This window comes from Roseovarius sp., assembly GCF_040219995.1.
Classification (GTDB): Bacteria; Pseudomonadota; Alphaproteobacteria; order Rhodobacterales; family Rhodobacteraceae; genus Roseovarius.
The window spans coordinates 774,918-794,601 of record NZ_JAVJUC010000014.1; the positions used below are offsets into that span (position 1 = coordinate 774,918).

At 64.7% G+C, this 19,684-nt stretch carries 12 protein-coding genes and 1 tRNA gene; 5 read left to right on the forward strand and 8 right to left on the reverse strand.

Annotated elements, in window-relative coordinates:
* Positions 1–16: 16 nt before the first annotated feature.
* Positions 17–1,165 (reverse strand): TRAP transporter substrate-binding protein, encoded by a 1,149-nt coding sequence (locus RID11_RS08010; RefSeq protein WP_350137367.1) that lies wholly within the window; start codon positions 1,163–1,165, stop codon positions 17–19.
* A 24-nt stretch (positions 1,166–1,189) separates the two neighbouring features.
* The gene (locus tag RID11_RS08015) at positions 1,190–1,375 is read right to left on the reverse strand and encodes a hypothetical protein (protein WP_350137368.1); all 186 of its coding nucleotides are present in this window, start codon (positions 1,373–1,375) and stop codon (positions 1,190–1,192) included.
* A 125-nt stretch (positions 1,376–1,500) separates the two neighbouring features.
* Here RID11_RS08015 and RID11_RS08020 point away from each other — a divergent pair, with 125 nt between their 5' ends.
* Complete coding sequence (locus RID11_RS08020) at positions 1,501–2,556, forward strand: LacI family DNA-binding transcriptional regulator (protein WP_350137370.1); 1,056 nt, start codon at positions 1,501–1,503, stop codon at positions 2,554–2,556.
* 262 nt (positions 2,557–2,818) lie between these two features.
* Here RID11_RS08020 and RID11_RS08025 read toward each other — a convergent pair whose 3' ends face one another.
* From RID11_RS08025 to RID11_RS08035, 3 genes are read right to left on the reverse strand one after another with little or no spacing between them, the layout of a single operon-like run.
* Positions 2,819–4,054, reverse strand: a complete 1,236-nt coding sequence (locus RID11_RS08025; protein ID WP_350137373.1) for an FAD-binding domain-containing protein — start codon at positions 4,052–4,054, stop codon at positions 2,819–2,821.
* Positions 4,055–4,101: 47 nt separating this feature from the next.
* Positions 4,102–6,465, reverse strand: coding sequence for a YbcC family protein (locus RID11_RS08030; protein ID WP_350137375.1), 2,364 nt, complete (start codon positions 6,463–6,465; stop codon positions 4,102–4,104).
* 15 nt (positions 6,466–6,480) lie between these two features.
* Positions 6,481–8,040 (reverse strand): proton-conducting transporter transmembrane domain-containing protein, encoded by a 1,560-nt coding sequence (locus RID11_RS08035; RefSeq protein WP_350137377.1) that lies wholly within the window; start codon positions 8,038–8,040, stop codon positions 6,481–6,483.
* A gap of 99 nt (positions 8,041–8,139) precedes the next feature.
* On the opposite strand from RID11_RS08035, the gene RID11_RS08040 reads away from it, so the two are divergent.
* A complete protein-coding gene (locus tag RID11_RS08040; protein ID WP_350137379.1) occupies positions 8,140–9,009 on the forward strand; it encodes a LysR family transcriptional regulator in 870 nt (289 codons plus the stop codon).
* 56 nt (positions 9,010–9,065) lie between these two features.
* On the opposite strand, the gene RID11_RS08045 is transcribed toward RID11_RS08040, so the two are convergent.
* Positions 9,066–9,947: a hypothetical protein gene (locus RID11_RS08045; protein ID WP_350137382.1), complete on the reverse strand. Its 882-nt coding sequence runs from the start codon at positions 9,945–9,947 to the stop codon at positions 9,066–9,068.
* Positions 9,948–10,200: 253 nt separating this feature from the next.
* Positions 10,201–14,709 carry a choice-of-anchor I family protein gene (locus RID11_RS08050; protein WP_350137385.1) on the reverse strand — a complete coding sequence of 1,503 codons (4,509 nt, stop codon included), beginning with the start codon at positions 14,707–14,709 and terminating at the stop codon, positions 10,201–10,203.
* Positions 14,710–14,943: 234 nt separating this feature from the next.
* Here RID11_RS08050 and RID11_RS08055 point away from each other — a divergent pair, with 234 nt between their 5' ends.
* Together RID11_RS08055 and RID11_RS08060 are read left to right on the forward strand one after the other, a co-directional pair.
* The gene (locus RID11_RS08055; protein ID WP_350137388.1) at positions 14,944–16,683 is read left to right on the forward strand and encodes a type I secretion system permease/ATPase; all 1,740 of its coding nucleotides are present in this window, start codon (positions 14,944–14,946) and stop codon (positions 16,681–16,683) included.
* Complete coding sequence (locus tag RID11_RS08060; protein WP_350137391.1) at positions 16,680–17,990, forward strand: HlyD family type I secretion periplasmic adaptor subunit; 1,311 nt, start codon at positions 16,680–16,682, stop codon at positions 17,988–17,990. The genes RID11_RS08055 and RID11_RS08060 overlap by 4 nt, the downstream gene beginning before the upstream one ends.
* Positions 17,991–18,220: 230 nt before the next feature.
* Here RID11_RS08060 and RID11_RS08065 read toward each other — a convergent pair.
* Positions 18,221–18,310: transfer RNA gene (locus RID11_RS08065), tRNA-Ser, on the reverse strand.
* A gap of 215 nt (positions 18,311–18,525) precedes the next feature.
* Here RID11_RS08065 and RID11_RS08070 point away from each other — a divergent pair.
* Positions 18,526–19,596, forward strand: coding sequence for an AI-2E family transporter (locus RID11_RS08070; RefSeq protein ID WP_479604838.1), 1,071 nt, complete (start codon positions 18,526–18,528; stop codon positions 19,594–19,596).
* Positions 19,597–19,684 lie beyond the last annotated feature (88 nt).

Consider the following 19,684-nt stretch of genomic DNA (forward strand, 5'->3'; position numbering starts at 1 on the left):
GCGCGCCCCGCAGGGCTCAGGCGTCGTGAACGTAGTAGCGGCTCTGCGTACCAGCAGCTTCGACCAGCTTGTCGAACACCTCCATCGAGCCCGCGAGTTCGGTCTTGTAGCCGTCCCATTCGGAACGCTGATAGCCCACCGTGTCCTGCCACTCGGCCAGTTGGTCGTCGCTCAGCGAATGGAACTCCACGCCCGACTTGCGCATTTCGGCCATCGCATAGGTCCGCGCCGAGGGCACCTTGGCGAGGTTCTGCTGGAAACTCATCTCTGAGGCCCATTCGATCGCTTCCTGCACGTCGCCGGGCAAGCCGTTGAACCATTCCAGATTGCAGGCATATGCTTGGCTGTCGGGCACCGCCTGGGTAAAGGTCACGTGGCTGAGAATGTCTTTGAACCCGAAGGCATAAAGCGCGCCCACCGCCGGGTCGAGCGCATCGGCCACGCCCTGCTTGATGGCCGAAGGCGTCTCGCCCCAGGCCACCGGTGTCGGGTTGGCCCCGCCCATGCGGTAGAATTGCTGCAGCATCTTGGAGCCGGGCACGCGGAACTTGATGCCCTGAAGGTCGCCGGGCGTCATGATCGCACCGCCGCCGCCCTTGCGCACCGCCATCACGCGCGGGTCGATGCAGAAATAGAACATCGGCTTGAAGCCGCGCTCCTCGACCAGCGCGTTGACCTCCTTCTTCCAGATATCCGAGGTCACCAGGTTCACGAACCGCTGATTGGCGCCGCAGAAATAGGGCATATTGATCAGGTCCACCGCCGGCGCGAAGGGCGCGAAATTCGACAGCGAGAACTGACCGGCATTGACCGTCGCCCCCTGTACCTTCTGCGCCAGCGCCGAACCGACGCCAAGCTGTCCACCGGGGGCCAGCTTGACGTAGATCTTGCCGTTCGAGGCGTTCTGAAGGTTCTCCTTCACATCAAGCTGCATCATCGGATAGGCGCGCGACGTGCCGATCACATATTCGGTCGCCAGCGTCATGATGTGGTCAGCGGCGCGCTCGCGCTCGCTTTCCTCCTTGGCGGTCTGTGCCACGGCCTCGGTCGACCAGAGCATGCCCCCCGCACCGGCCACGAGGGCTGCGGTAAAGCTGCCGGTGCTTGCCAGCTTCAGGAAATTCCGGCGCGCGGCCGACTCGAGTTCCTTGCGTTCAATATCCAAGATCATCTCCTCCCATTTCGACGATCAGCCGTCTGACCTGTTCCGCCTGTCGGCTTCTTTTTTCAGGATCGCCACGACGAAAAACGTCGACGCGGCCAGCAGAACCAGCATCTCTCCGACATCGCTCAGCGGCACGGCCACGCCCGATGCGCCAAGCGCGACATTCGCGGTAAAGGCGGCAAAACTCAGGATCGCAAGCACGAGCGCCATGGATGTTCCTCCCGGACGGAATCGGTTCTTGCCTTGATGTAAGCGCTTGCATTACGATATTGCAAGCGCTTTCATTTGAGTTTCCCGTGATCGGGCGCTAAAGGCTGCTTGTTCAGAAATCGCGCATGAGGGATTTGGAAAATCCGAAGATGACCACGATCACCAATCCCCACCCTGCCCCGACGCTCGAGGATGTCGCGCGCGCAGCACAGGTCTCGACCGCGACGGTTTCGCGCTGTCTCAACACGCCCGACAAGGTCTCCGAAAGCACCCGCCTGCGCGTGATGGAGGCCGTGGGCAGGCTCGGCTACGCGCCGAATTTCGGGGCGCGCGCCATGGCGTCGCGGCGCACGCGCACCATAGGCGCGGTCATCCCGACGATGGAGAACGCGATTTTCGCACGCGGGCTTCAGGCCTTTCAGGAAGAATTGCGGACGCTTGGCTATCAGTTGCTCGTCGCCTCCTCGTCCTACCGACAGGACATCGAGGAGGAACAGATTCGCTCGCTGGTCGCGCGCGGTGCCGACGGGCTCCTGCTGATCGGCCACGACCGCGCGCCGCAGGTGACCGAGTTCCTGCAGCAACGCGGCCTGCCGGTGCTGGTCACATGGGCCTATGATCCGGCGCAGGCTGGCGTCTCGGTCGGCTTCGACAATCGCCGCGCGATGCGGGCGCTTGCGGAAAAAACTCTGGATCTGGGCCATCGCACCATAACGGTGATCACGGCACCGCTGGCCGATAACGACCGCGCCCGCGCCCGCGTCGATGGCATCCGCGACGCCATCACCGCGCGCGGGCTATCGGTCGCGGGGTTGCCGGTGATCGAGACCGACTACGGCATCGAAACCGGTGGCGTCGCCTTCGAGACACTGATGCAGGCCCACCTCCGCCCCACGGTGGTGATGTGCGGCAATGACGTGCTGGCGGTGGGCGCGGTAAAACGCGCGCGCATGCTCGGCCTCTCGGTGCCGCGGGATGTTTCGATCACCGGCTTTGACGATATTGACATTGCCTCGGTGGTCGATCCGGCCCTGACGACGGTGCATGTGCCGCATCGCGCGATGGGATCTGCGGCGGCGCGGCTCTTGATCCGCATGATCGAAGAACACGGGGCCGTCACGTCACAGGAACTCGACGCGCATGTGACCTGGCGCGACTCGCTCGCGGGGCCACCGGGATAGGAGCCGTATCGAGGAAGGAGGCTGGCAGGGGCCTTGAGCGGACATAGCACTCCGACAGAAGGTGCCGCGTGATCGCAGGGCCGGGGACTGGCGATGCAGCGGTCGTGGCGGGCACTTTATCCCAGCCAAATCATTCTAAACTCAACACGTTGCGCCACCCCTCAAATCGCCAGGCCGCGGGACGGCCCGGCGATCGCGCGGCACCTTCGGTGCGTTTCGCGCGGCCTACGGCAACGGCAGCTTCAGGCCATAATCCACCCCCTCACAAAAGGCCAACCTCCAACAAGATACTCGGAATCCGTTTCTTGACCTTGAAGAACCCCGCCGTCGCATGCGGCCAGATCGCCCGATCCCAATCGCGTTGCCATTCCGCCAGCACAATCCCGCGCGCCTCCAGCGTGGCCTGCGCCTCATCCAGCCAGTCGCGCAAGGGACCGACCGGCACATAGGGCGTCACGATCTGCCGCGCCCCGCACCGTTCGGCCCATGCCGCAAGATCCCCCGGCACGCCCGCACGCATCGCCTCGGCCTGCCACCCGCCCCGCGAAACCGTATCCGCCAACGCCTTCGTCTCGAACCGCGCCACATGCTCAGCCACAGGGCGCACCGAGCGCAGGTGACTGCCCGCAAGCGTCGCCACCCCGCGCAGATCAAGCGCATCGGGCGCAAAACCCTCCGGGCAACAGTCCTCCTCGGTCAGCAAGAGAACCGAGGGCAGCCCCGGAAAGGGCGCACGCGGCACCCGCAAGGGCAGCACCGGCGGCAACCCCTCGGGCTCCTCGCCCTCCAGCCCGGTCACATCCTGCGCCAGTTCAATCGGGCGCGGCGCGAACCGTCCGCCGGTATAGGTTTCGATATTTCCAACCCGCGCCACGTAAGGCTTGCCCCGCGTGTGCAGCCCGGCCACCCACCGCCAGCCAAGCGTGTTGGAGGCCGGATCGCCGTCCAGCAGATGCCGCAAAAAGAAATCCGCGCCTACCCGCCATGGCAAGCCGAAGGTGAAGATCCAGATCGAGGCGAACCACATGCGGGCGTGATTGTGCAGATACCCGGTCTCCACCAGTTCCTGCGCCCAGGCGTCAAAACAGGCAAGCCCGGTCTCTCCGGCCTCGGCTGAGGCAACCTCGCGGCGCAGGCGGCGGTCGTCGTCCATCCGCTCCAGATCACGGCAAAGCCCGTCGCGATAGCTCTGCCAGATGCCGGGGCGATGCTCCAGCCAGCCCTTGAAATAGCCGCGCCAGATGACCTCCTGAATGAACTTCTCGGCCCCCGCATGGCCATGCGCGCCAAACGCCGTCGCCACCGCCTCTTGCTCCAGCACCAGCCGCCGGCGCAGATAGGGAGAGAGCATCGAGACGTCATTATGCGCCCCCGCGCCCCGGTCGAAATTGCGCCCCTTGGCATAGCGCCGCCCCATGCGCGGGGCAAAACCCCGCATGATCTCCAAGCCGCTTGCGCGCGTCGCCTCCTGCACCGCCGGTCCCCCTGCTCTGTCCATCGTCAGGCAGGACAGATGGACCGACAGTGCTGGATTTCAATCGGCGGTCAGTCGGGCAGCACCTCCCATTTCAGCCCGGGCAGATAGCGCCCGGCAACCTGCCCGTCCTCCAGCGCCAGCAGATGCAGCCAGCCATTATCGAACAGAGCGCGCACCCCGTCATGCCGCCGCAAGACATCCCTGATCGCCTCTTTCGGGGCCTCGATCAGCACCGTCAGCCGCAGCGGCTCGTGCCGCAGCGTCGCACCATCATGCACCGCCTGCCAAGGCAGACCGGGGCGCAACAGCCCGCCATTGCCCTGCACCACGCCGATCCCGCCAGTGACGTTATGGATCAGCTTGTTGCCTCCGCCAAACTGCGCCAGGGCGACGCTCGACCCGTAATATTGCAGGCTGATCCAGCTTGCCACGACAACCGGCGCGGTCAGGATCAGCTCCAGCGTGGCAAACCCCTCATCCGCCCGCCAGTCATAGCTGTGCAGGAATGTGCGCCCCGCCAAATCGACCCCCGAGGTCACCGCGCGCGGTGCCGCGATGAACGAGGCACAACCCGCCAGTCCCCATTCCGGGCGCAGTTCCGCCCAGTCCGAGGACCGCGCCGCCACGGTCCGCGCGACGGCACCCGGCAGGCTGAGCGCACGCTCGCCCCGCGCCAGCGCCCCGGCGCGGGCCAGCCAAGCACCGGCCTTCTTGATGTCCTCGGCATGCTCCGGCGCGGCGCTGTCGGGGTAAAGCGCCACCTCGTCGCGCGTGGTGTCATGCAGCCCGGCCATGAAATGCGTGTCCTGCGGCAGGTCTATGCCCTGCGCGGGCAGGCCCGTCCGGGTCTCGGGATCGTTCAGCAACTGCGCCAGCAGCCGCGCCGAGACCTCGCCAGTATGCCCGCCGCAAGCGCCGCAATGATAGGCGCTCTCATGCGGATTATTCGTCACCTTCGCACCGTGGCCCAACAGCAGCACCAGCCGCGCATGCCCCTTGGCAAGGCCCATGGCGCGCAGCACCTTGGCCGCCGTCTCGGCCTTTGCCTCGGCATCAAGCGCCGGGTCGAGCCGGGGTGCGGGCCCCTCGGCTGGGCTCGCCCCTTTCAACCCAAGCGCATCCTTGACCAGCTTCGCCCCGTAGAACGGCCCCGCCGCCTCGACAAAGGCAAAAGACGACACCGCCGCCTGCCGGAACCGGCCCCAGGCGCGGGTCGCGCGGGCGCTGATACGGGTCGCCTGCTCGACCTCGGGCGCGGCGTGGCTCGTGGCGCTCATCGCGGGCTGCAACAGCACCGGCAGATGCGCCTCAATCACGTCCGAGCCATGCGCGCAATGCGCCACCGGCAGGCCGAAGAACCCGGCAAAGCCGATGGTCTCTACCCCCGGATCGAGACTTTCGAGCGCGCGGCGGAACACCTCGGAGCGCACGTCGATACAGAACGCCGCCTGCAGCACGGGCCGTGCCGCCATCGGCGCGGGCACCCGCAGATCCGCCGCCAGCCGCCGCTGATAGGCGCGCTCGGCGGCATCCTGCAAAATGCTGTCGATCACCTGATCGGGTGAGGGCGCGAGCGGTGCTTCATGCGCCGCCACCGTCTCGGCCCAGGGCCCGGCCACGCCCGACACCTGCGCAAAAATCGCCTCTTCCCAGATCAGCCGGATCGCCAGCAGATCGGTCAGCGTGTGATCGCTCTGCCCCGCCGCCTCGGCCTGCCACAAGAGCCACCGGGCATGCTGCGCCCATCCGGCCATATCCATGTAGAGCCGGTGAAACGCCGTTTCCGCCGCCGCCTCACTGATCCCCAACCGCTCGCAGGCGCGCAGGATGGCGCGGTCGGCGGTGTCGGGCGCCTCGGTCACATGCGCGCAAAAGCCCGACAGCCCGGCGATTTCCGGCGTCAGATCATGCATCGCCCATTCGCGCCAGGCGGCAAAGGCCCCGCGCCCCGGCGCAGGCGTCCAGAGCGCCTGCCCCCGGTCGAAATGCCCCCCGGCCCAGAGGCCGAAACTGCGCCCGAAGATCGCGGGCCAGTCGGTGCCATCCGCTTGCGCGGCCAGATCGGCCACGGTCGGCAGCGCCTGCGGCTCCGCGCTCGGGCCGGTGATCCGCGCCTTGAGATAGGCCAGATCGACCGGCTTGACCGGCGATTGGCTGGCGTAAAGCGCGGCGGCCAGATCGTCCTCACCCATCTCGCCGCGCGCCAGCATGGCGGCATAGTCGGCGCGCGCCCGCGTCAGGCGCACGCCACCCACCCGCGCCAGCCGGGCCGAGGCGGTGGCCAGATCCTCACCTGTCTGACCAAGGAAGGGATTGACCGCGACGGTCGCTTCCAGCGGAAAGGCGGGCGGCAGGGCACGCGCCGCCCCCTCCGCCGCGCTCAGCAGGTCCGCAATGCGATCCGGTGCGATTTCGGTGTGCTTGAGAAACATGGCTCGTGCTCCTTCTCAGGTCCGGTTGGAGGGATGTGTGACGCGCAGCCCGCCGATCAGGCGATCCAGCAGCGTGTTGAGGTAGAGGCCATTGGCCAGGTGCACGCGCCATCCGGCACTCGCCGGGTGATGCGCCCAGAGCGGAAAGAGAGCCTGCGCCACCGCGACAAGGCCGAAGGACATCAGCGCCAGCACGATCAGCGCCCATTCCAGCGCACCGGGCACCGGCGGCGCGGGCAGGTTCGCGCCCCAGAGCGCGCCCGCGATGATCTGGAAGATGAAATAGGCCAGCGTTGCGGCCACCGAGGCCAGCGCCGTGCGCTTGGTCAACTCTGCCGGTGCTGCGTCGGCAAGGCCCTGCGCCACCAGATAGGCCACCCCGAAGATCAGGATCGTGCCAAGCGCCAGCGCTTGTGCCGATTTCGGCCCGATCAGCAAGGCAAAGCCCACCGCCACCGCGCCATAGAGCAAGAGTGCCAGGGCAAAGGCGCGCGCCACCGCCTTGAGGTCGGGCACCGCCACCGGGCCGGGCCGCCGGATCTCGGCCACCGCGCGCACCGCCCCGCCCGAGGCCAGGAACCCATGCGCCTTGTAGAGCGAATGCGCCACGATATGCAGCAGCGCCAGCGGCCATAGGCCCAGCCCGCATTGCAGCAGCAAAAAGCCCATCTGCGCCACCGTCGACCACGCCAGCGCGGTCTTGATCGCGCTTTGCGTCAGCATCACCACCGCGCCGAAGATCGCCGTTAGCCCGCCCAGCATCACCAATGCTGCCATCGCGCCGGGGCTGGCCTGCACTGCCTCGGCCAGCCGGATCAGGATCAGCCCGCCGGAATTGATGATCCCGGCATGCAGCAGCGCCGAAACCGGCGTCGGGGCCTCCATCACCTCGGTCAGCCAGCCATGCAGCGGGAAGGCCGCGGTCTTGAGCGCCGCCGCGATGACCAGCAGCCCCACTGCCCCCTGCCCCGCCAGCGGCAGGCCGGATTGCGCCGCCGTACCGATGCCGCCCAGATCGAGCGTGCCGAAGGCCAGCCAAAAGAGGCCTGCCGCCCCGATCAGCGCCAGATCGCCCGCGCCCCAGACCAGCGTGAACTTGGCCGCCGCGCGCCGCGCCTCGGGCCGCTCAGGATAGAACAGCAGCAGGTGCCGCAGCCCCATCCCGACCGCGCCGAAGGCGAGGATCATCAGCACCAGCCCGCCCGACAGCACCACCATCAGCACCGCCGCCAAAGTGGCCAGCATCAGCGCGTGAAACGGCGCCTCGCGCGGCTCGCCATCAAGATAGCTGCGGGCATAGCGCATCACGATCCAGCCCACGAAACTGACCAGCAGCCCCATCGTCACGCTGACCGCGTCAAGCCGCAGCGACAGCCCCGCCGCCTCGGACCCAAGCACCAGCGTGCCCGGGCCCGCCACCAGCAAATGCACCAGCGCCGCGCCCATGATCGCCAGCACCGCCAGCGCCGCTCCTTCCGGCAGGCGCGGACGGCGCACGGGCTGTAGGAGCGTGTGAACGGCCACGCCGAGCAACAGAACGGGTGGCAGCAGCAGAAGCGACGACAGCAGGGGCATGATATATCTCCTTCGAATCCGGTTTCGACAGGAGATACCCTCAGCACTCAGTTTAAAAAATTACATATTATATCCGTATTCATTCTATATAATAGAACTATGGCATATCTGAACCTGCATCACCTCCGCCTCTTTCGTGCCGTCGCCCATGACGGCACACTGACCGGCGCGGCCCGCGCGCTCAACCTGTCGCAATCAGCATTGTCCACGCAAATCAAGGCGTTGGAGGCCGCGCTTGGGCAGGACCTCTTCGAACGGCGTGGCCGCCGTCTGATCCTGACCGAGGCCGGGCGCATCGCGCTCGACCATGCCGAATCGATTTTCCGCACCGCCGAGGATCTGAGCGCCACCCTGCGCGAGCGCGGCGGCGGTCGTCGTGCCTTGCGCGTGGGCGCACTCGCCACGCTGTCGCGCAATTTCCAGATGCAGTTCCTGCGCCCGCTGATCGGGCGGCGCGATGTCGAGGTTGTGCTGCGCTCGGGCTCTCAGCCCGAATTGCTGCGCGGGCTCGAGGCGATGGCGCTCGACGTGGTGCTGACCAATCTCGCCCCTGCACGGGATGCCGCCAGCCGCTACCTGATCCAGCGGATCGACGAACAGCCGGTCAGCCTGATCGGCACACCCGAACGGCTTGGCCCGACACCACGCCCCTTGCCCGCCCTGCTGTCAGACATGCCGCTCATCCTGCCCACGCCAGAAACGGCGTTGCGCGCAGGCTTTGACGCGCTCATCGCGCGGCTCGGGATCAGCCCGCAAATCGCCGCAGAGGCCGATGACATGGCGATGCTGCGCCTGCTGGTGCGCGAGGATGCGGGGCTCGCCGTAATCCCGCCCATCGTCGTGCGCGACGAGCTGGGCAGCGGACGCCTGACCGAGGCCGCACGCCTCGACGGGATCACTGAGACTTTCCTTGCGGTGACGCTGGAGCGGCGCTTTCCCAATCCGCTGCTGGCCGATCTGCTGGCATAGGCGAACCTGCCGCCACTTGCCGGGCGACAGCGCGGACAGTCCGGCCCGCCACCCCCTTACCCCGCGCGCGTTTCGGCGTTAGCTTCACGCGCCAGCATGTGGAAGGTGTTGAAACCCGGATGTTTCAAGCTGCGGGTCTTGCCCTTCCAGATACCGAAATTCTCCTGGAAATAACGCACCCCGTAGTAATCCGCCGAAAGCCGTCCAAAACCATCACATTCGGACAGGTTGAGAGACTCCGGTAGCCGCCCGAGATCCTGTCCGTCCACGAAGATCGGGACGGATTTCTCTTCCCGCCTCCGTCCACTCCAGCGAATACCCGTTCCGTTTGACGCCAGGTTGCCCGATAGCCAGATATCATCAACCGACCAGAGAACGGCGGGAATGGAAAATACCATGTCGGTGAAGAATGACGGCCGGACCAACACCCCGCCAAAACCCTGAGCGATGTCGGCCTCCTGCCACTTGTCGGTATGGTAGGGCCGGAACTTGCCGAGCGACAGGGCCTTCTTGACCTTGTAGCGCAAGTCCTTGCGGGGATAGTGATACCGATACAGTATCGAGTTGATCGACACACACTCATCGCAAATCGCGCGATCGGGGGTGCGCCCCGACGCTGTTACGAGATTGTGGACCCAATTCTTGTCGTAGACCCTGTCATCGTCGCAATAGATGATACGCACATCGCTGTCGGCATATCTCTTCAGCGTCGGCAATACTTTCGTGGCGGGCCCGAAATCCTCGCACTCATATACATCGAAGTCACTGGGTATCAGTGACCTGTCGACCTTGCCCAGGCTTCTCTTGTGGTATTCCGCAGGAAGATTAAGCTCGATCCTCGACGGCAAGATCGTCTGATGGTTGATACAATCCAGAAACTCGGCGAGATGACCCGCCCTGCTCGGGATCGTGGTAAGCGATATTACGACTTCACTCATGCGGATAAGAGCTCCTTGTAGTCGGCACCGTCTGCTTTTCGACGGGCCGGTATTCGCAAGATCACATGTGCTTGTCGTGATCTCGACGGGCTGACTTGCTGGCTCAACGCCGCTCGCCCGGTTGCGGTGCGGCCATCGGGCACGATGTCATGGCATCCCATGGGTGCAAGCTGGGCTGTCACGCAGGGGAGATTTAATCGCGGAGGTGGGCGGCGCATGCCCCCGCCCTGGAAGCGGGGGCATGCCGTCACGGTCAGACCGGCAGCAGGTAGTCGTGCTGCACGTTCAGCACCACATCCTGGAAGTCGTTGTCGCCACCGATTAGGTCCTCGAAGCCAAGCTGGAGAGAGTTCGCGTCGAGCGCACCGGAGAGCACGTGCTGCGCCCCATCGGGGTTCAGCCCCGCGTCGAGGCTGTGGAAGATCGTCGCCCCATCGAGTGCCGCGCCATTGACCTGCAACACGAAACCGCCGTCATCGACATCGGCTGGCGAGCCGTCGGTGCTGTCGACAAAGACCAGCGTGTCTTCGATCGACAGATCCGCAAACCGCGACGCCCCGTCCTGGATCATGAAGAACCCAAGCTTGGAGCCTGCCGCGATCTCCGCATTCTCCAGCGTGAAGCTGGAGGCAGACGGGTCGAGCGTGCTGTCGAAGATGATCTGCGCATCCGAAACCGCCCCGCTGGCATCCACTTCGTAGATGCCAAGGATGTTGTCGAAGTCCGCGCCGATCTTGCCGGTATCGAGATTGATGACGATATCCGACTGCCCGGTCCCGGTGAGGAAATCCTCAAAGGCGATACCGTTGATATCCCCGTCCGCGACCCGCGCGCCCTCGGCCAGATCCTGCTCCTCGGTCACGAACTGCAGAACCGTCTCCGGGCTCTCGCGCTCTTCGGGCAGCGCAAGGGTGCGTGCGATCGGGGCCGTCCCAAGATCGTCCTCGGAAATCTGCGGAAGAACCCCGCGACCGCCAAGCCCGACCGCCATCAACACCGCGTCGGACAGACCCGCCCCGACGTTAAAGCTGGTTTCGCCGATCGTGACCTCGCCGGTTTCCGGGTTGAATTCGAAATCACCCAGGAAGTTGCCTTCGATCACGATCCGGTCATCCTCGTTCAGACCGCTGAACGTATCGCCTGCCAGTTCCGCAAGGGTTCCAGAAATGGTCTCAGGCGTCTCGGGGTCGAGGTCGAACGTCTCCTCAATCGCGCCCGGCTGCACGTCCGGGGTGCCCGCGAAGTCGTAGATGACCGTATTTCCGTCACCCTCGTAGGCCACGGCGATCTGCGCTTCACCGGTCGCGCTCTCGCTTGCGGGGATGAACTGGATGGTCTCGGGGCTGATATTCCCGTTGGCCTCGCTGTCGATATACTGATCAAAGACCGGCGCGGACGGATCGGTGATGTCGAACACCATGATCCCGTTGTCACGCTCCAGCCCGACGAAGGCATAGTAGCGCCCGTCGACCTCGCCTGCCGCAATCGCCTCGGGCTCGACACCCTTGTCGTCCGAGCGGTCGTCAATGTCGCCCTCGTCCTGATTGAACAGGTCGGGGCGGATTTCAGCGATCAATTTCGAGAACTGCGAGCCGCTGTCAAAGACCACGTCCCCCGCCGCGTTGTAGATCGTGAACGAGCGCGACCCGTAGTGGTAGAGCCGGTCGAAATCACCGTCGCCGTCGGTATCGCCGATATCCGAACGCACGTTGAGCCGACCAAGATTCTCATCCAGCTGCAGGATTTCGGCATTCGGGAAGGCAGTGGGATCAAGGGTCAGATCCTTGACCCGCGCTTCCGTGTCATCGCGCGCGTCACCCTCATTGGCGGTAAGGATAAAGGTCTCGCCGCCGATCTCGATCGAGGTGATCGCATCGGGCTGACGCATGCCGAAGAGGTTGTCGTAGTTCTGCAGGTTGATCGCATCATCGCGGTTCGAGGCGTCAAGTTCGTTGCCCGGCAGCGACCGGTCGATCAGCCCGAAGCTGCGGATATCCGTGATCTCGTTCGTGGTCAGATCGATGACCGCGTAGGCATTGGCCTCTTGCAGCGCGACCCAAGCGGTTTCACCATCCGGCAGCACGGTGATGTATTCCGGCTCCAGATCCTCGGAGACGGAATTGCCCGGCTGCAGCAGAACACCAGCCTCGGACAGGGCGTCTTCCTGCCCGTCAAACGCGGTGAAGTCCAGGGTCAGGGCGGTAGCCTCCTCGACCCCACCGGTAAGGTCGATGATCGACACAGACCCGAGCGGATCGGTGCCGTCCACCGGTTCACCTTCGTTGGCGACAAGGATCTTGTTGCCATCGGGGGTAAAGGTCAGCATGTCGGGCAGATTGCCGACCTCGACCGTGTTGAGCAGCGTGCCCTCGCTGTCGAAGATTGCCACAATGCCGTTCTGATCCTCGGGCGTGACCGAGATCGCGGCGGCGACAACACCGTCCTTGGCCGCGACCGACTGCACCCCGTCAAAGCCTTCGACAACGCTCAGGTCGAACTCCGCCAGCTTTTCGCCGGTGGCGGTGCTGAACACGTCGATGCGATCCTGCGCGCCATTGGTGACATAGGTGCGGTCCCCATCGACCGAGACCACCTCGGCCCCGCCGGTGAACAACTCGGTTTCACCGCTGAGCAGTTCGGCGGCGATGCTCGCCTCCAGCTTGGGCTGGTTCTCATCCAGAAGGATGCGGTCCTCGCCCCCGTTGCGCGCCAGTTGCACGATGCGCAGATCGTTGGTGACGTCGGTCTCCGCCTGAGTGAAGGCATTGTCCTCGTCCGGGAAATTCTCCTGCATGAAGTCTGCAAGCGCCGTCTGCTCGCCAAGGCGGTCGACCTCGGGATCAGCGGTCAGGCCGCCCTCGGGTGTCAGGAACTGCACGTTGGAGACCAACTCCTGGAACGGATACCCATCGCCGTTATTGAGCAACAGGAAGTCGAGCGTCACCATGTTGATCGTGTCGGGCGCATCGGCGGTGAATGCACCATCGCGGAAGATCACCATATCCTCGCCGGTCTCGGGATCGATCAGTGCGACAGTCTTGATCCGGTCACCCGCAACCGCGACTTCGGGCATGTCGGTGGCCGGATCGACCACGTAATCGCCGCTCTCGTCGGTCACCAGTTCCTGCGCGGTGCCTGCCTCGTCAAAGGTGACGCGGAAGCCGCCGATCTGAAAGAAGCGGCCCGGCGTGTTGCCGGCCTCGGTGTCGGTATCGGCCACACCATGCTCAAGCAGCATGAGGAAGCCTTCCTTGCTGACCGAGGCGGTCACCAGACCGTTGTTGAAACGCAGCGAATTCTGCACGTCGAGTTGCGACAGGATACCGTCACCCTCATCGGTGCCCTCATTGGTGGCCGAACCGATTTCAGCGCGGATACCGCCACCGTTCTTGAACGACACCATAACCGCCGCATCGGCACCGCGCGCAGCATCGAGATTGGCATCCGCCGTCAGGTTGCCAAGATTGCTTTCCTCGGTACGCACGGTTTCGCGGCGCCCGTCAAGGAACACGTCGTGATTGCCAAAGGCGATTGCATCGGCGGCATCCACGATGGTTTGCACGGCACTGGTCAGATCTTCGACGATATCGGCCTTGAGCGAGCCGTTGATCGCCTCGTCCAGCGTCGTGGCACCGGTCACGTCCAGCACGCCCTGCTCGTCGGTGGCGAAGGTGCCCGAGACGTTCTGGTCAATCGATTCGGCGATCAGGTTGCCGTCTTCATCGAACTCCACCACGAGGCGGCCCAGATAGCTGTACTCTCCATCGGTCGAGACGATGGCCACGTCATTGCCACCCGCATCTGTGGTCAGGAACGGATAGCCCTCGGCGGCCTCGTCTCCATCGCGCAAGCGGTCCTGCGCGTCGGCCTGAAGCGTGTTCGAGCCACCGGCGATGATGATGTCCACACCATTGAGCAACCCGGCCAGTTCCTTTTCCAGCGCGATCTGCTGGAGATGCGACGTCAGGATGATCTTGTTGGCCCCCGCCGCGACCATCGCGTCGATCTGCGGCTGGATCACGGCGGCAAGGGCCGCCATGTCGTTCGCGCCGCCGGTGATCTCGTCGGTGCCGCCGGTGGAAGAGATCGTCTCGATGATCTGCGTTGTGGCCCCCACGATGCCGATCAACTCGCCGTTTTCCTCGATGATGGTGGCCGGTGCAATCGAAGGGGTGTCCGCCAGCGCCGCCAGATCGGCGAGGATGTCACCGGTCGCACCTTCGGTGAGTTCGTCAAGGCGCAGCAGGTCCTCGCTCGCCAGACCCGACAGGTTACCGTCGCCGGAAAAGTCGATATTGCTCGTCAGATAAGGGAAGGTCGCGCCCAGCCACTCGATCAGTGCGCCATCCTCGGTCAGGGAAATCTCGCGGCCGATGATCTCGGAAAACGCGCTCGTGCCGGGGTCGAATTCGTGGTTGCCGACAGCCGAGGCATCGAATTCGAGGATGTTCATGATGGTGATGTCGATACGACCGCCACCGCGCCCGAGATCCAGCTCAATGCCTTCTGCCTCAAGATCGGCCCCGAGCAACTCGGTGAAGAATCGTTCATAGGCCGCAGTCAGCGTGCCACCCATCGAAAAGTCGGCCGCCGTCGAAAAGAACGGACCGGGGATATAGTTGTCGCCCGCCGACAAAAGGATCGTATTCTCGAACGTGTCTTCGAGCGTATCGACGATCGCGGCAAAATTCGGTGCGTTATCAAGCGCGGCGACGCCGCCTTCGAGATCGTTCGCATGCAGCAGCTGAAGCGTATAGGCCATAAAGATCCCACCCTGGATTTTTGAAGAAGATAGGCCGCAGCGATAGAGCCTGTTTGTGACGGCTGTTTGAGGAATCTGTAACGAACGCATGAACCGGGACGCGGCAGCCAAGTTTCTTGCCACTTGCAAAAACTGTTACAAAACGGTCACCTTACAAACCTATACGCCGCCACATTGGCCACTCGGCGCAGCCCCGGGCCGATCCGCGCCCGATACCGAAACACAAGGATCGCCATGACACCGCACGAGAAGATGCAGCAAGCAGGACGCGAGGAGTTGCGCGCCGCCCGCAAACAAAGCCGCGCGCTCTATTGGGTGGTGGGCGTATTCAGCGTGTTTGCCAACCTGCTGATGCTGACCGGGCCGATCTACATGCTGCAGGTCTATGACCGGGTGCTCAGCAGCCGCTCGGTGGAAACGCTGGTCGCGCTGTCGGTGCTGGTGCTGTTTCTCTACACGATGATGGCGTTGCTGGATTTCGCGCGCGGGCGCATCATGGGGCGCGTCGGCGCGCGGTTTCAGGCAACACTCGATAGGCGGGTCTTCGACGCCGTGATCCGAAAATCGGCGGTAAAGCCGGATGAAAGCACCGCCACCGGGCTGCGCGATCTGGAATCGGTGCAGCGACTGATGACATCGCCGGTGCTGCTGGCGCTGTTCGACCTGCCCTGGACCCCGCTGTTCATCGCGGCGATCTGGGTGTTTCACCCCTGGCTCGGCAGCCTTGCACTGATCGGCGGGGCGATTCTGGTAACGGTCACGCTGATCAACCAGATCGTGACGCGCCGCCCCTCGGGGCGAGCGGGCATGGCCGGGGTGCAGGCCGATACCGTCTCGGACCAATTGCGCAACGATGCGGAAATGGTGCAGGCCCTCGGTATGCGCGACGCGGCCTTTGACCGCTGGCAGAAAAGCCGCGAGAGCGCGCTGCGCGATCACCTTCACGCCGCCGATCTCGGCGGCAGTTTCACCAGCGCCAGCAAGGCCATTCGCCTGCTTCTGCAATCGGCGATGCTCGGCCTTGGCGCGCTGCTGGTGCTGCGCAACGAACTGACCCCCGGCGCGATGATCGCAGGCTCGATCTTGCTGGGCCGTGCGCTCGCCCCGCTGGAACAGGTGATCGGCCAATGGGGCGCGGTGCAGCGCGCCAAGCGCGGCTGGGACAATATCGCCAGCCTGCTGGGCGAGGTTCCGCCAGAGCAGCCGCGCACGGCCCTGCCCCGGCCCAAGGCGCGGCTTGCGGTCGAAAAGCTGGTCATCGTGCCCCCGGGCGACAGCCAGGCCGCGCTCAAGAATGTCAGTTTCGCCATCACCCCCGGCCAGGCGCTTGGTGTGATCGGGCCCTCGGGGGCCGGAAAATCCACCCTCGCCCGGGCGCTCACCGGGGTCTGGCGTCCCGCACAGGGCAAGGTGCGGCTCGATGGCGCAGCACTTGACCAGTACAGTCCCGGCGTCTTGGGGCAGTTGATCGGCTACCTGCCGCAAAAGGTGCAGCTTTTCGACGGCACCATCGCCGAGAACATTTCCCGGCTCGCGCCAGAGCCCGATGCCCGCGCCATCGTCGAGGCCGCCAAACGTGCCGACGCGCATGAGATGATCCTCAAACTGCCCGACGGCTACGAGACCCGCGTGACCGCCAGCGGCGGGCGCCTCTCGGGCGGGCAGATCCAGCGCATCGGGCTGGCGCGCGCGATGTATGGCGATCCGGTCGTGCTTATTCTGGACGAGCCCAATGCCAATCTCGACAATGCCGGCAGCGAGGCCGTCAATTCCGCGATCCGCCGTTTCAAATCCGAGGACAAGGCGGTGATCGTGATCGCGCACCGCCCCGCCGTGATCAAGGAATGCGACATGCTGCTGATGCTCGAACACGGGGCCACCCGCGCCTTTGGCCAGCGGGACAAGGTGCTCCAGGACGTGGTGCAGAACCACCAGCAACTGGCCGAGGCCCAGACCGCCGGAGGCGTGCGATGAGCGACAGGACGACAGGCACGGTCTCGACGGTGCGCGGCCCGATGCTGGTGGGGCTTCTGGGGCTCGTCCTGCTGCTGGGCGGCTTTGGCACCTGGGCGGTGACGACCACGATCTCGGGCGCGATCATCGCGCCGGGGCGCATCGAAGTCGATCAGAACCGGCAGGTCGTGCAGCACCCCGATGGCGGCGTCGTCGCCGAGATCAACGTCAAGGAAGGCGACCGCGTGTCCGCCGGGGACGTGCTCTTGCGGCTCGACCCGACCGACTTGCAATCGCAACTGATGATCACCGAGAACCAGCTGGTCGAACTGATGGCCCGCCGCGCCCGTCTCGAGGCAGAGCGTGATCAGCGCAAGGAACTCGATTTCGACCCGCTTCTGGTGCAGATGGTCGCCGACATGCCCGATGCCGCGGCCCTTATGCAGGGCCAGACCACATTGCTGATGGCCCGCGCCGAAACCGCCGAACAGCGCATCGCGCAATTGCACAAGCGCCGCGATCAGACCCGCGACCAGATCAGCGGCATCGATGCGCAAAGCACCGCGCTCTCAAAGCAGCTCGACCTGATCGCGGAGGAACTCGTAAGCCAGCAATCGCTGCTGGACCGGGGCCTTGCCCAGGCGGCGCGCGTGCTCAGCCTGCAACGCGAAGAGGCCCGCCTCAGCGGCCGCATGGGCGAACTGGCGGCACAGCGCGCACAGGCCGAAGGACGCATCACCGAGATCGAGATCGAGATCCTGCAATTGGGCACCGACCGCCGCGAAGAGGCGATCACCACCCTGCGCGACCTGCAATTCCGCGAGTTGGAGCTGCGCGAACAGCGCCGTGCCCTCAAAGAGCGGATGTCCCGGCTTGAGATCACCGCGCCCGTGCCCGGCATCGTTTATAACCTTCAGGTGTTTGCCCTGCGTTCGGTCATCCGTCCCGCCGATCCGGTGCTGTTTCTCATTCCGCAGGATCGCCCGCTGGTGATCAATGCCCGGGTCGAGGCGATCCATGTCGACAAGCTGCATGTCGGTCAGGAGGTGACGCTGCGCTTTTCAGCCCTTGATCAGCGCACCACACCGGAATTGAGCGGTCATGTCACCCAGGTCTCCGCCGACGCCTTCGAGGACGAGGCGACGCGCGCCAGCTATTACCGCGCCGAGGTGGTGCTCGAGCCGGGCGAGACCGACCGCCTGCCACCGGACGTGACCCTGATCCCCGGCATGCCGGTCGAGACCTTCATCCGCACAGCCGACCGCACCCCGATCGCCTATCTGGTCAAACCCTTCACCGATTACCTGACCAAGGCTTTCCGCGAATAGCGAAGGCCACCGGTTTTCCTGGCTCTGGACCGAAATATTGCCCGCATGGGCCCGGTATGTGCGCGGTTCCTGCCGTGAAGGTGATGGCTGAGCCGACCTTGTTTCATGATGCTCATGACGCGCCCACCAATGAGGCCACGAATCAAGCGGCCCAAACACCGCCAAAATCGCGCAAGCACCGAGATCCGCACTGAACCCACTCTATTGGGCGAGCTCGCTTTGAGGCTGCGTGGCGGAGAGAGAGGGATTCGAACCCTCGAGACGGTTTCCCGCCTACACACTTTCCAGGCGTGCGCCTTCGACCACTCGGCCACCTCTCCGTTGCGCGGTTTCTAGACGCAGGACCGGGGGATTTGCAAGAGGCTCTCTTTCGCGATGCGGTGATGATTGTATCTTTCCCGCAATTTCCTGATACTCAGGCTGAATAATCCGTCCAATACGCAAAGATGACAGCGACGAGCCCCAAGTGACAGCCCAAAGCCCGACACCTCGCACCGACCACCCGCCCGCCTCCGAATTGCAGCGCATTCGCACCGTGGCGCAGATCATCATCGCCTTTGCGGTGGTGCTGTTCCTGCTCGTGCAGGCGCGGTTCCTGCTGATCTCGCTGGCCACCGCGATCATCCTCTTCAGCCTGACCTCGGATGCGATCAATTCCATTGCGCGGATGCGGGTCGGGCCGGTGCGGGTGCCCAACTGGCTGGCCAGCATCGTGGCCCTGCTGATGATCTCGACCGCCCTGCTCAGCCTGACGGCAATCATATTGTCACAGGCCAACACCGTGCTTTCGACCACGCTGGCCTATACCGACCGCGCGCCGCAGGCGATTTCGGCGATGTTCAAATGGCTCGGGCCCGATGCCGAAGAGGCGGTGTTCAACTCGGTCGCGACGCTCGACGTGGCGGGTTACCTGCGCACCATCGCGGGACAGGCGGGCGGCCTGATGCAGGGCACGGTGCTGGTCATTCTCTTCGTGGGCTTTCTCTTTGCCGAGCGGGTCTGGTTCGGCACCAAGCTCGAGAGCCTGTTCGGCGACGCCGTGCAGGCCGAGAAAGTGAGCCGCATCATCGGCTCGATCATCCACCGTGTGAACTATTACCTGCTGGTCAAGACGCTGGTGAGCGGGGTAACCGGGCTGCTGGTCTACGGCATCGCGCGGTTCTTCGAGCTTGATCTAGCGGCGGCCCTCGGGATTCTGACCTTCGTGCTGAATTACATCCCCTCGATCGGCTCCATCGTGGCGACGGTCTTGGTGGCGCTGGTGGCCTTCGTGCAACTGGCCGATGGCACACTGACGCTGGCGATCTTCCTTCTGGTCGGCGCGATCCAGTTCTTCTTTGGCAATATCATCGACCCGATGCTGATGGGCCGCGCGCTGCGGGTGTCGTCCTTTGGCATCATCATCAGCCTCGCCTTCTGGGCGGCCGTCTGGGGAATACCGGGGATGTTTCTGGCGGTGCCGATCATGGTCGCCCTGATGATCGTATGCAGTCACGTGCCGGGGCTGCGCGCCGTGGCGGTGCTCCTGTCGCGCGAAGGTTTGCCGGAAACCGACTCCGATCTCGACATCGCACTCCCCAAGGCCCAGAGGCGGCGGACCGGCTGAGCGCGTCTGTCGTTGCAAGACGCCGGGGTTCAGGGGTTTGAGCTGCCATTGCCGTGAGCCGCGCATCGACGGGCCGCGGTACGGCGAT

What these genes read in the sequence shown, in the direction of transcription:
- RID11_RS08015 (WP_350137368.1), bottom strand. Translation starts at nt 1,375, where the DNA reads ATGGCGCTCGTGCTTGCGATCCTGAGTTTTGCCGCCTTTACCGCGAAT.
- RID11_RS08020 (WP_350137370.1), top strand. Translation starts at nt 1,501, where the DNA reads ATGAGGGATTTGGAAAATCCGAAGATGACCACGATCACCAATCCCCAC.
- RID11_RS08025 (WP_350137373.1), bottom strand. Translation starts at nt 4,054, where the DNA reads ATGGACAGAGCAGGGGGACCGGCGGTGCAGGAGGCGACGCGCGCAAGC.
- RID11_RS08030 (WP_350137375.1), bottom strand. Translation starts at nt 6,465, where the DNA reads ATGTTTCTCAAGCACACCGAAATCGCACCGGATCGCATTGCGGACCTG.
- RID11_RS08035 (WP_350137377.1), bottom strand. Translation starts at nt 8,040, where the DNA reads ATGCCCCTGCTGTCGTCGCTTCTGCTGCTGCCACCCGTTCTGTTGCTC.
- RID11_RS08040 (WP_350137379.1), top strand. Translation starts at nt 8,140, where the DNA reads ATGGCATATCTGAACCTGCATCACCTCCGCCTCTTTCGTGCCGTCGCC.
- RID11_RS08045 (WP_350137382.1), bottom strand. Translation starts at nt 9,947, where the DNA reads ATGAGTGAAGTCGTAATATCGCTTACCACGATCCCGAGCAGGGCGGGT.
- RID11_RS08050 (WP_350137385.1), bottom strand. Translation starts at nt 14,709, where the DNA reads ATGGCCTATACGCTTCAGCTGCTGCATGCGAACGATCTCGAAGGCGGC.
- RID11_RS08055 (WP_350137388.1), top strand. Translation starts at nt 14,944, where the DNA reads ATGACACCGCACGAGAAGATGCAGCAAGCAGGACGCGAGGAGTTGCGC.
- RID11_RS08060 (WP_350137391.1), top strand. Translation starts at nt 16,680, where the DNA reads ATGAGCGACAGGACGACAGGCACGGTCTCGACGGTGCGCGGCCCGATG.